Source organism: Pseudomonas frederiksbergensis (assembly GCF_900105495.1).
Taxonomy (GTDB): domain Bacteria; phylum Pseudomonadota; class Gammaproteobacteria; order Pseudomonadales; family Pseudomonadaceae; genus Aquipseudomonas; species Aquipseudomonas frederiksbergensis.
The window spans coordinates 3093150-3105416 of record NZ_FNTF01000002.1; the positions used below are offsets into that span (position 1 = coordinate 3093150).

Annotated in this window: 8 protein-coding genes; 3 read left to right on the forward strand and 5 right to left on the reverse strand. The window is 61.0% G+C overall.

Going from position 1 to position 12267, the window contains the following annotated elements:
• Positions 1–76: 76 nt before the first annotated feature.
• The 4 genes from BLW70_RS14545 to BLW70_RS14560 form a co-directional block, all read right to left on the reverse strand.
• Positions 77–1747, reverse strand: a complete 1671-nt coding sequence (locus tag BLW70_RS14545) for a bifunctional protein-serine/threonine kinase/phosphatase (protein WP_074875034.1) — start codon at positions 1745–1747, stop codon at positions 77–79.
• Between the two features lie 7 nt (positions 1748–1754).
• Complete coding sequence (locus BLW70_RS14550; RefSeq protein ID WP_074875036.1) at positions 1755–2966, reverse strand: nitrate/nitrite transporter; 1212 nt, start codon at positions 2964–2966, stop codon at positions 1755–1757.
• Positions 2967–3314: 348 nt separating this feature from the next.
• Positions 3315–3890, reverse strand: a complete 576-nt coding sequence (locus BLW70_RS14555; protein WP_074875038.1) for an ANTAR domain-containing response regulator — start codon at positions 3888–3890, stop codon at positions 3315–3317.
• Positions 3891–3905: 15 nt separating this feature from the next.
• Positions 3906–5117: a CmpA/NrtA family ABC transporter substrate-binding protein gene (locus BLW70_RS14560; protein WP_074875039.1), complete on the reverse strand. Its 1212-nt coding sequence runs from the start codon at positions 5115–5117 to the stop codon at positions 3906–3908.
• Positions 5118–5346: 229 nt separating this feature from the next.
• On the opposite strand from BLW70_RS14560, the gene BLW70_RS14565 reads away from it, so the two are divergent.
• Complete coding sequence (locus tag BLW70_RS14565; RefSeq protein WP_074875041.1) at positions 5347–6366, forward strand: quinone-dependent dihydroorotate dehydrogenase; 1020 nt, start codon at positions 5347–5349, stop codon at positions 6364–6366.
• A gap of 285 nt (positions 6367–6651) precedes the next feature.
• Here the strand turns inward: BLW70_RS14565 and rmf are convergent, their stop codons facing one another.
• A complete protein-coding gene (gene rmf / locus BLW70_RS14570) occupies positions 6652–6867 on the reverse strand; it encodes a ribosome modulation factor (protein WP_003223300.1) in 216 nt (71 codons plus the stop codon).
• A 531-nt stretch (positions 6868–7398) separates the two neighbouring features.
• Here rmf and rlmKL point away from each other — a divergent pair.
• Together rlmKL and BLW70_RS14585 are read left to right on the forward strand one after the other, a co-directional pair.
• On the forward strand, positions 7399–9675 hold the full coding sequence (gene rlmKL / locus BLW70_RS14580) for a bifunctional 23S rRNA (guanine(2069)-N(7))-methyltransferase RlmK/23S rRNA (guanine(2445)-N(2))-methyltransferase RlmL (RefSeq protein WP_074875043.1): 2277 nt from the start codon (positions 7399–7401) through the stop codon (positions 9673–9675).
• A gap of 142 nt (positions 9676–9817) precedes the next feature.
• Positions 9818–12211, forward strand: a complete 2394-nt coding sequence (locus tag BLW70_RS14585; protein ID WP_074875045.1) for a sensor domain-containing diguanylate cyclase — start codon at positions 9818–9820, stop codon at positions 12209–12211.
• Positions 12212–12267 lie beyond the last annotated feature (56 nt).

Sequence of the window (12267 nt, forward strand, 5' to 3'; positions counted from 1 at the left end):
TGCCTGATTTCACGACTGCTTCGCAGCCGAACGCAGGCTTCGCCAGCTGCTACAAGGGAATTACAAGGGGGCGGTGTCAGTCGTGGAACAGCAGAAACAGCAGCACCAGGTTCACCAGCAACGACACCAGCGCCAAGGTCCGCCAGACCTTCAATGGTTCGCGCTCCAGCAGCGGCCTGGGGCGCACGCTCAAACTGCGCCGCTCGCCCTGTTCCAGCAGCAGTAACCATTCTTCCGCCGTTTCAAAGCGTTGATCCGGATCCGCCGCTACTGCGTGCTCCAGACTTTTCGCAATCCATTCCGGCAGGTCGGGTCGATAGCGACTGGCGCTGACAGGAACCCCGAACCGCGGGCGCTGAAAAGCTTCGATTTCACCGTAGGGATAATGCCCGGTGAGCAGGAAATACAAGGTCACGCCGACGGCATACAGGTCCTGTTGCGGTGTCGGTGCGTCCCCGCGAAAGGCTTCCGGCGCGATATAGCTGGGGGTCCCGGGCAGGGCAGAAGGCTGGTCTTCGGACAGGCCCGGGCAGTAGGCGAGACCGAAATCCAGCAGGCGCAATTCGCCGTCGTCCCCCAGCAGCAAGTTCTCCGGTTTGATATCGCGATGAAGAATCTGCCGTCGATGCAGCATGCCTACTGCGCGCAGCAGGCGTTCGGCCAGATCCTGCCATTGGGGCAGCGGCAGCGGTCCTACATCGGCGTGCAATTGCGCCAAGGTCGATCCGGAATATTCCCGCATCACGTAGTACAAATGCTGACGCTGACTGGCGGCATGGACTTCAGGGAAGTGCCGCCCGGCCACGCGCTTGAGAAACCATTCTTCCGACAGCAACGCCTGCCCTGCGAGGTGATCGTCACGCAGCGCGCCCGGCAAGGTTTTCAGTAGCCAGGGCTGTTGTTGCCCATCGCGCACCCGATAAAGCAGCGACTGCTGGCTCTGGCCGAGTATTCCTTCAACCTGCCAGCCTTCGAAAGTCTGGCCTGGTTTCAAGGCCGGTGGCAGCGGCCACTGCTGCAAATGAATCAACGCATCGCCGATGCTGGTTTCACCGAGGGCATCGACCCGCACCAACAAGGCGCTGGCGTTGTCCTGGCTGCCGGCCAGATGCGCCGCACTGACCAAGGTCTGCGCCGCGCTGTTCAAATCCGGTTGATCGCGCAGAATTGCCGCGATCGCAGTGTCGCCCAGCACGGCCCAAATGCCGTCGCTGAGCAGTACGAAACTTTCGTTCAAGCGCAGTTCGCCATCGAGAAAATCCAGCACCAAATGCTGATCGAGCCCAAGTGCCCGTTTGAGTACATGCTGCATGCCCGGCTGGTCCCAGACGTGATCCTCGCTGACCCGTTGCAAGGTGTCGGCGTGCCAGCGATAAACCCGGCAATCGCCGACATGGGCCAAGGTAAATCGCCTGCCGCGCATGACCAAAGCACTGACAGTGGTGAGCAACGGTTGCCCACCGCCATTGGCCTGCAACCAGCGATTTTGTGCCAGTAGCAGGCGATCCAAGGCCTGTGCGACGCCCCAGGTTTCCGGCGTGGCGTAGTAATCCAGCGCCAGGGCCTGCAACGTCGAGCGGGCGGCGAGGCCACCATCGGCGCACTGGCTGACGCCATCGGCGATGGCGAACAGGTAACCCTTGCTCGCCGCCAGCGCCGGGGCCGGAGTCACCAGGCGCAGGGCGTCCTGATTCTCCTCGCGAGGGCCGATGGCGCTCGCTTCGGCAAAACTCAGTTGCAGGCTCATTGAAGCCTCAGACCCGTGCAGCGGTCACGGCCGCCGAACCCCACGTGGTTCTCCAGCGACGTTTCACACCGTGCAGGCCGAACCAGGCCAGAACGCCAAGGCTGGCGAACAACCACAAGGCCAGTTGATAACTGCCGGTGCTTTGCTTGATCGCGCCCATGCCCGCTGCCAGCGCAAATCCACCAATACCGCCGGCCATGCCGATCAAACCGGTCATTACACCGATCTCGCGACGAAAACGCTGCGGCACCAATTGGAAAACGGCGCCGTTACCGGCACCCAAACCGAGCATGGTGCAGACGAAAAGTGCCAGCGCTGCGTAGGAACTCGGCAGGTTGAAACCCACCGCGGCGATGCAGAGCGCCGCCACCGTGTACATCCCCAGAAGGGTGCGAATGCCACCGAAACGATCCGCCAGAGCGCCACCCAACGGACGCATCAAGCTGCCACCGAACACGCATGCGGCAGTGTAGTAGCCGGCGGTCACCGGGCTGAGGCCATATTGGTCGTTGAAATAGCCGGGCAAGGCGCTGGCCAGGCCGATGAAGCCGCCGAAGGTCACGCTGTAGAAAAACATGAACCACCAGCTGTCGCGGTCGCCCAAGGCCTTGAAGTAGTCGGACACGGACTTGGCTTTTGGCCGCTCAGGCGCGTTTTTCGCCAGCCAGGCGAAGACGATGATGGTCAGGATCAGCGGGATCAGGGCGAAGCCGAACACGTTGCTCCAGCCAAATGCTGCGGCCAGCACCGGGGCGATCAGTGCGGCGAGCACAGTGCCCGAGTTACCGGCACCGGCGATGCCCATGGCTTTGCCTTGGTGCTGAGGGGGATACCATTGCGAGGCCAGCGGCAAGGCGACGGCAAAGGATGCGCCCGCCATGCCGAGGAACAGGCCCAGCACCAGCGCTTGTTCGTAGCTGTGGATGCCGTGTTTCCAGGCAACGAACAGGGCGCAGATGACGATCACCTGGCCAATCAGCCCGGCGGTTTTCGGCGACAGGCGATCAGCCAGCAAGCCCATTACAAAGCGCAACACGGCCCCGGCCAGAATCGGCGTGGCCACCACCAGCCCGCGCTGTTGGGTGGTCAGGTGCAGGTCAGCAGCGATTTGCACCGCCAGTGGGCCGAGCAGGTACCAGACCATGAAACTCAGGTCGAAATAGAGGAAGGCCGCGAACAATGTCGGGGTATGGCCAGATTTCCAGAAGCTTGAATTCATCGCGCACCTCAGCTGTTAGGAGTCTCGAGAAGGAGTCATGAGCTTGCAGGTGGGGCGCCGCATCGGCCGCACCACCGGCCCCGGTCTGTGGGGCCAAAACAAAAAAACGCCGCCACCGGATTCGCCAAAGGGCAAATGAGGTGAGCGACGTCTTTGTCGTAGGTGGGGCAACCGCCGTTGGTTACCTGTAGTGATTACCTAGCGAGATCTGTGCCACATTCACGCTGATCGTTCCCACGCTCTGCGTGGGAACGCATCCCGTGACGCTCTGCGTCACAGCTCGAAGCGGACGCAGAGCGTCCATGGCGGCATTCCCACGCGGAGCGTGGGAACGATCGTTTGGGGGAGTCAGCCGAGCAACTCACTCATGGCAATGATCTGCTCCGCCACCTGAATCAGCTTCTGCTGGCGGCTCATGGCCTGGCGGCGCATCAGGGTGTAGGCCTCTTCCTCGTTGCAGTCCTTCATTTTCATCAACAGCCCTTTGGCCAGCTCGATGCGCTTGCGCTCGGCCAGTTGCTGGTCGCGGGCATTGAGTTGGGCGCGCAGGGCCTGGTCGCTTTCAAAACGCGCCATGGCGACGTCGAGAATCGGCTGCAAGCGCTGTGCGTGGATGCCTTCGACGATGTAGGCACTGACCCCGGACTTGATCGCCTGACGCATCACATTGGGGTCATGTTCATCGGTAAACATCACGATCGGCCGCGGTTGGTCGCGGCTCACCAGCACCACTTGTTCCATGACATCGCGGCTCGGTGACTCGGTATCGATCAAAATCACGTCCGGACGCACCGTTTCGACGCGCGCGGGCAGGTCGATGGTCAGGCCTGACTCGTCGATCACCTCGAACCCGGCTTCGGTCAGGGCCGCCTTCAGGCGTCCGACTTTCTTTGCGGTGTCGTTGATCAGCAGGATACGCAACATATTCGCAGTCTCCTGTCAGCGGCTGGCGAGAAGGGGCGAGCTGTCGCTCATGGCGTGCAGCTTGAAACTGCGGGCATAACCGGCAGGGTCCAGGCCATCCCAGACCTTGCCGTCGATCAACTGGCTGCTGCGCATTGGCTGATCACTCGCGGCCACACCGACAGCGGTGGCGGCCTCTCGATACAAGTCTAGTTGCTGGACCTGACGGGCCACGCCCAGGTAGTCCGGGTCGTCGCGCAACAAGCCCCAACGGCGGAACTGAGTCATGAACCACATGCCATCGGACAAATACGGCAGATTGACCTCGCCATTGTCGTGGAAGCGCAGGGCGTGCGGGTCTTGCCAGCGATTACCCAGGCCATCGGCATAGTCACCGAGCAATCGCGGTTCGATGCAATCGAGTGGCGCGTCAAGGTATTGCGGAGCGCTCAACAGCTTTGCGGTGCTGCGGCGATTCTCGGTGCTTTCTTCGATGAAGCGGCTGGCCTCCAGAATCGCCATCACCAGCGCCCGTGCGGTGTTGGGGTATTGCTCGACAAAGGCGCGGGTGCAGCCGAGGACTTTTTCCGGGTGATCGGGCCAGATGGTCTGGGTGGTGGCCATCGTGAACCCCAGGTTTTGCTGCACCGCGCTGGCGGACCATGGTTCGCCGACGCAGAAGCCGTCGATGCGCCCGGCTTGCAGGTGCGCGACCATCTGCGGCGGCGGTACCACCACGCTGTCGACGTCCTGCAACGGATGGATGCCCTGGCTCGCGAGCCAGTAATACAGCCACATGGCGTGGCTGCCCGTAGGAAATGTCTGGGCGAAGGTGAGTTTTGGGCGACTTTGGTGCACGTGCCGCTCCAGTGCTTCAGGACTGGTCACGTCCAGCGCCTGCAAGCCATGGGAGAGGTTGATGCTCTGGCCATTCTGATTCAGGCCCATGAGCACCGCCATGTCGGTCGACGCGACACCGCCGATGCCCAAATGCACGGCGTAGATCAGACCGTACAAACTGTGGGCGGCGTCGAGTTCGCCGCTGACCAGTTTGTCCCGCAGGTTGGCCCAGGACGACTGGCGCTTGAGGTTCAGGGTCAGGCCGTACGGTTGGGCAAAGCCCTGCGTGGCCGCGACCACTACCGAGGCGCAGTCGCTCAGGGCCATGAAGCCGAGGTTGATTTCGGTCTTTTCCGGGGCATCGCTGCCGTTGACCCAGGCCAGAGGGTTGGCTGGAACTTCAATCATCTGTAAACACCTTTCATAAAAAAGCGCCGGACCGGGCTGCTTGCCAGGGCAAGGCCAAGTGACGACGCCTTTGTCTTTCGACTCATCCCGCCGTTGGCATGAGTGCTGATGTGAGTGGCGGTGCAAGGCATATGCCATCGCCCGCTGATTTTCTCGCGCGCCTCGCCTGCAACCCCGATGCCCGGCTATAATCGCCGCCACTTTTCGTAGCCCAGAGTCAAACCTGCCCATGTACACCCTGGCCCGTCAGCTGTTGTTCAAACTTTCCCCGGAAACCTCCCACGATCTGTCCCTGGACCTGATCGGCGCGGGCGGGCGTTTGGGCCTCAACGGCTTGCTGTGCAAGGCGCCGGCTAAATTGCCGGTGACCGTCATGGGCCTGGACTTCCCGAACCCGGTGGGTCTGGCGGCCGGTCTGGACAAGAACGGCGCGGCCATCGACGGTTTTGCGCAACTGGGTTTCGGGTTTGTCGAAATCGGCACCATCACTCCGCGTCCGCAGCCGGGCAACCCCAAGCCACGGATTTTCCGTCTGCCGGATGCCGAGGCGATCATTAACCGCATGGGGTTCAACAACCTCGGCGTCGATCACCTGCTGGCTCGAGTGGCGGCGGCAAAGTTCAAGGGTGTGCTGGGCATCAATATCGGCAAAAACTTCGATACCCCGGTTGAGCGAGCGGTCGACGACTACCTGATCTGCCTGGACAAGGTCTACGCCCACGCCAGCTACGTGACAGTCAACGTCAGCTCGCCGAACACCCCGGGCCTGCGCAGCCTGCAATTCGGCGATTCGCTGAAGCAATTGTTGGCCGACCTGGCGACGCGCCGTGCAGAACTGGCGCTGCGCCACGGCAAACATGTACCGCTGGCGATCAAGATTGCGCCGGACATGACCGACGAAGAAACCGCTCAGGTCGCGCAAGCGCTGATCGAAACCGGTATGGACGCGGTGATCGCCACCAACACCACCCTGAGCCGCGTTGGCGTAGAAGGCATGGAGCATGGTGACGAGGCGGGCGGTCTGTCCGGCGCACCGGTTCGCGACAAGAGCACCCACACCGTGAAGGTGCTGGCGGCCGAGTTGGCTGGTCGCTTGCCGATCATCGCCGTGGGCGGCATCACCGAAGGCAAGCACGCGGCTGAGAAAATCGCTGCAGGGGCCAGCCTGGTGCAGCTCTATTCCGGCTTCATCTATAAAGGCCCGGCGCTGATCCGGGAATCCGTCGACGCGATAGCAGCCCTGCGCTGACCTGTAGCAGCTGCCGAGCACCGCGAGGCTGCGTTCGGCTGCGAAGCAGTCGTAAAATCTGCATGCGCGGCGTACCTGCAAGACCACAGTGTCTGACTTCACGACTGCTTCGCAGCCGAACGCAGCCTCGCGGTGCTCGGCAGCTGCTACAGGGGGATGTGTGGGGAGCAGGCATAAAAAAGGGCTCCTCGAAGGAGCCCCTGGGCCGAAGCCCGCCGCCCGGATGGGGCGTGCGTGGTAAGTCGTTACGTAATCAGATTGTCGTGTCGGAGTGTGTGCCCTGTATTAGCCGACGGCGTGAAGTTCGTTGAGTCTATGGATTCCCGCAGTGCCGGTCATACCGTCCCAGTTGTCGCCGCGTCCTTCTCGCCAGCCGTTAATCCAGGCTTGGCGTACCGACGGTAGAGTAAATGGGCAAAGCTCGCGGGATTTGCCACCAACGCCGTATTGATATCCGCGCAAAAATGCTCTTTCCAACGGATCACGCTTAAGTCTTCTCATAGGGTGTTGCCCTCACTTGTTGACTGTATTTATCGCGTTGACCTCAATCGAGGTCTGGCAGAAAAACCTCCTGCCGTTGGGGCTCGCTGCCGGCGTCGCGAGCCAAGGTGTTGACGTCATAGCGGCGTCAACCTGTGGTGAGTTCTAACCAATGCGTCACATCGAGGGAATGATCGTTTTGTCATAAGGACGTAACGATAAAGATGGTATGGCGATAAGTAACACCATGTTGTCCCGTGTTTATTGGCAAAACCCCGGTATGATCAGCCCCTCGCTGGATGATGGGGTTAATCCTTTGCTGAGAATGGCTCGCGTTGAAATGAGGCATTATTCGACGAAGGGTCGACTTATGACATTTTATTGCATCAACTTTTTTATCTGTCTTTGCATCTAAGCTCTTTTAACCCGAGCTTGCAGGGATGGGACGGCACACCTTCGTGCCACGCGGGCGCTCTTTTAGAAAAGCGCCTGATTGAAAACCGGGCCGGCAATGCGTTGCCGGTTCACTTAGCGAAAGGCTCTGAAATTCCAATGTCCGATCAATTCGAAATCTTCCTCACTTGCCCTAAAGGCCTTGAAGGCCTGCTCATCGAGGAAGCCGTCGGGCTTGGCCTTGAAGAAGCGCGTGAGCACACCTCTGCCGTGCGCGGCATGGCCACCATGGAAACCGCTTATCGCCTGTGCCTGTGGTCGCGTCTGGCGAACCGGGTGCTGCTGGTGCTCAAGCGGTTCCCGATGAAGGACGCCGAAGACCTGTACCACGGCGTGCTGGATATCGAGTGGCAAGACCACATGCTCAATGACGGCACCCTGGCCGTTGAGTTCAGCGGTCACGGCTCGGGCATCGACAACACTCACTTCGGCGCCTTGAAGGTCAAGGACGCCATCGTCGACAAACTGCGCACGCCACAGGGCGACCGTCCATCCATCGACAAGCTCAACCCGGACCTGCGCATTCACCTGCGCCTGGACCGCGGCGAAGCGATCCTGTCCCTCGACCTCTCCGGCCACAGCCTGCACCAGCGTGGCTATCGCTTGCAGCAGGGCGCAGCGCCGCTGAAGGAAAACCTGGCGGCAGCGATCCTGATCCGTTCCGGCTGGCCACGTATTGCGGCCGAGGGCGGCGCGCTGGCTGACCCGATGTGCGGTGTCGGTACGTTCCTCGTCGAAGCCGCGATGATCGCCGCCGACATGGCACCGAACCTGCGTCGCGAGCAGTGGGGCTTCACCGCGTGGCTCGGTCACGTCCCGGCCCTGTGGAAAAAGCTTCACGAAGAAGCCACTGAGCGTTGCGCGGCCGGTCTGGCCAAGCCACCGCTGTGGATTCGCGGTTACGAAGCCGATCCGCGCCTGATTCAACCGGGTCGCAACAACGTTGAACGTGCCGGCCTGAGCGAGTGGATCAAGATCTACCAGGGCGAAGTCGGGACGTTCGAGCCACGTCCGGACCAGAACCAGAAAGGCCTGGTGATCTGCAATCCACCGTACGGCGAGCGTCTGGGTGATGAAGCGAGCTTGCTCTATCTCTACCAGAACCTCGGCGAACGTCTGCGACAGGCCTGCTTGAACTGGGAAGCCGCCATATTCACCGGCGCCCCGGAGCTGGGCAAGCGCATGGGCATCCGCAGCCACAAACAGTATTCGTTCTGGAACGGCGCCTTGCCGTGCAAATTGCTGCTGATCAAAGTCACCCCGGACCAGTTCGTCACTGGCGAACGCCGCACTCCGGAGCAGCGTCAGGTCGAGCGCGAACAAGTTCAAGCCGAAGTCGAAGCTGCAGACAACGACGTAGCACCGGGCAAGTACGAGAAGTACAACAAGAACGGCAACCCGATCAAACCGGCCCCGGTGGTGATCGAGCAGCCGCGCTTGAGTGAAGGCGGGCAGATGTTTGCCAACCGCCTGCAAAAGAACCTCAAGGCCCTGGGCAAATGGGTCAAGCGTGAAGGCATCGACTGCTACCGCGTCTACGATGCCGACATGCCGGAATACTCGATGGCCATCGACCTGTATCAGGATTGGGTCCACGTCCAGGAATACGCCGCGCCGAAATCCATCGATCCGGAAAAAGCCTCGGCGCGCATGTTCGATGCCCTGGCCGCCATTCCGCAGGCCCTGAACATCGACAAGAGCCGCGTGGTGGTCAAGCGTCGCGAGCGGCAGAGCGGCACCAAGCAGTACGAACGCCAAGCGGCGCAGGGCAAGTTCGTCGAGGTCAATGAAGGCGGCGTGAAGCTGCTGGTCAACCTCACCGATTACCTCGACACCGGGCTGTTCCTCGATCACCGGCCAATGCGCATGCGGATTCAGAAAGAGGCGGCCGGCAAGCGCTTCCTCAACCTGTATAGCTACACCGCAACCGCCAGTGTTCACGCAGCCAAGGGCGGCGCCCGCAGCACCACCAGCGTCGACCTGTCGAAAACCTATTTGGACTGGGCGCGTCGCAACCTGTCGCTGAACGGTTTCTCCGAGAAGAACCGTCTGGAGCAGGGCGACGTGATGGCCTGGCTCGATGCCTGCCGTGACGAATTCGACCTGATCTTCATCGATCCGCCGACGTTCTCCAACTCCAAGCGCATGGAAGGGATCTTTGATGTGCAGCGTGACCAGGTGCAATTGATCGACCTGGCCATGGCGCGTCTGGCCCCGGGCGGGGTGTTGTACTTCTCCAACAACTTCCGCAAGTTCCAGCTCGAGGAAAACCTCACCGAGCGTTATGCGGTCGAGGAAATCACCGCCCAGACCATCGATCCGGATTTCGCCCGTAATGGCAAAATCCACCGTGCCTGGAAAATCACGGCTCGTTGACACTTGAAGGAATTGGATCCACAGAGCCTTGATTTTTAAAGGCTCTTGGCTTCTTTCTGGGCTGGTCAAATTGATGGCTAATAGCTATAACTCAATCCATGGCCAATGGGCTTTCCCGCACCTGGCGTTTTGAGTTGCGTCTATGTCGTTACACGCCGTGCGCCCGAAAATCCTGGGTTTTATCAGTGAAGATGCGTCGGCCTGGCTGGTCGCACTGCTGGTATTGGTTGTCGGCGGGATTCTCACCGGATTGCTGGCGTGGTCGACGCTGAATCTGTTCCACCATCAATTGCGGCAACGTTTCCAACTGCTGGCCAGTGAACGTTACAGCCGTATCGAAGAACGCTTCGAAGATCAGGAACAGCGCCTCGATGGCCTGCGCCGGTTCTTTGCCAATTCCGATTCGGTCTCCCGCGCGGAGTTCGACGGCTACACCCAACCGCTGCTGCACCGGACCCAGGCCTATTCCTTCGCCAAGCGGATAACCGGTGCCGAACGGGCGGAATTTGAACGCCAGGTGCGTGCCGAGGGTTTGCCCGACTTCACCCTGCGCGAACTCAATGCCGACGGCCAACTGCAACTGGCGGCCGAACGGGATGAGTACGTGGCGGTGCTGTATAGCCAGACCCAAAGTAAACTCGGCTCGCCGCTGGGCTACGACTTGTGGGCTCAACCCTTGCGCCGTGCCACCCTTGAACGGGCCGATCAGCACGGCGGCATGGCGGTATCGCAACCAATGCATCTGGTCAGTATCGAGCCCGCCTATGCCCGCGGCGTATTGCTGGTCGCACCGGTGTTGATGCGCAATAGTCCGGCGGGGTCGAAACCTTACGGTTATGTCATGGCCGTGATCAGCATGCATCAGTTGTTGGCGGACGGGCTGCCGGAGGCTGGTCGTGACTATCTTTCGGTGCGCATCCTCGACTTATCCACAGACGATCAGCACGAAGTGCTTTATGAGTCCCCCAACACGTCGCCCCCCAGTGAGTTGGCCGCGACCCGGCTGCTGCGGCTTGCCGACCATGACTATCAAGTCGACATTCAGCCCAGCGATGCCTTCCTGAAAGCCAATCACTCTTCGGTGTCCTCCCTGGTGGTGCTGGGTGGTTTGCTCAGTCTGTTGCTCAGTGCCTTGCTCTATGTGCTGGTCAGTCAGCGTCAACGGGCCCTGAAAATGGTCGAGCAACGGACCCAGGAACTGCACGACCGCGAGCAGGAGCTACGCGGCACCCATGGGCAGTTGCGGGGTGTGCTGAATGCCGCGACCCAAGTGGCGATCATCGCCACTGACCTGCGCGGGGTTATCAGTACCTTTAATGCCGGAGCCGAACAAATGCTTGGCTACACCAGCACCGAGGTGGTCGGCCACATGACCCTGGAAAACCTGCACCTGCCCCGAGAGCTCGTGGCCCGTTCGGCGGAGTTGAGCGCGCGCTATGGCAAACCGATTCCGACCTGCCAGGCGATGTTGGTCGAGGGCGGCGAGGAGGGCGGACATGAAGCACGAGAATGGACGCTGCTGCGTAGCGATGGCAGCCATTTGACGGTGAACATGCTGGCGACCCCGGTCCTCGACGAGCAAGGCTTGTGGGTCGGACACCTGGCGATCTGTATCGACATCACCGAGCGTAAGCGGGTCCACGAGGCCCTGGCGGCACGGGACCTGTTGTTGAAGAAACTCAGCGCTCATGTGCCTGGCGGGATCTACCAATTCAAGATGGAGTTCGATGGGCGTTTCAGCGTGATCTACGCCAGCGACGGTATTCGCGAGATCTACGAACTCGAGCCCGACGTACTGTTGCTCAACGCCGAAGCGATTTTCACGCGGATTCATCCGCAGGACAGCACCCGGGTCCGCGCTTCGATCCGGGCGTCGGCGGATACCCTCAGCCCCTGGCGCGAGGAATACCGCGTGCAATTACCCCTGCGCGGCCTGCGTTGGGTTCGTGGCGAGGCGACACCGGAGGAATTGCCCGGTGGCGGCGTGCTCTGGCACGGCTACATCTCGGACATCTCCGACTTGAAACGGGTGGAAGAAGAACTGCGGGCGCTATCGATCACCGACTCTCTGACCGGCATCCACAACCGTCGCTATTTCCAGGAGCGCCTGACCACGGAAATGGTCCGGGTCGAACGCGGTGGCGGCGAGTTGTCGGTGATCATGCTCGATATCGACCACTTCAAACGCATCAATGACCAGCATGGCCACGCGGTCGGCGATCGGGTGTTGCAGATTGTGTGCGAACGCATCAGCCATCGGCTGCGACGCACCGACGTGTTCTGTCGCCTGGGTGGCGAGGAATTCATGGTGCTCTGCCCGGACATCAGCGGCGAGCATGCCCATGTCCTGGCCTTGCAGCTGTGGCAAGGCTTGCGCGGTTCGCCGATTGAAGGCGTCGGGACAGTGACCGCCAGTTTCGGGATTGCCAGTTGGCGAGTCGGGGAGGGCGCGGATGCCCTGCTGCTGCGGGCGGATTCGGGGGTGTATGCGGCGAAACAGGCCGGACGGGATCGGGTAGAAGAAGAGATGAACTAGAGCTGGCAGCATGATCGTTCCCACGCTCTGCGTGGGAATGCCTCTAGGGACGCTCT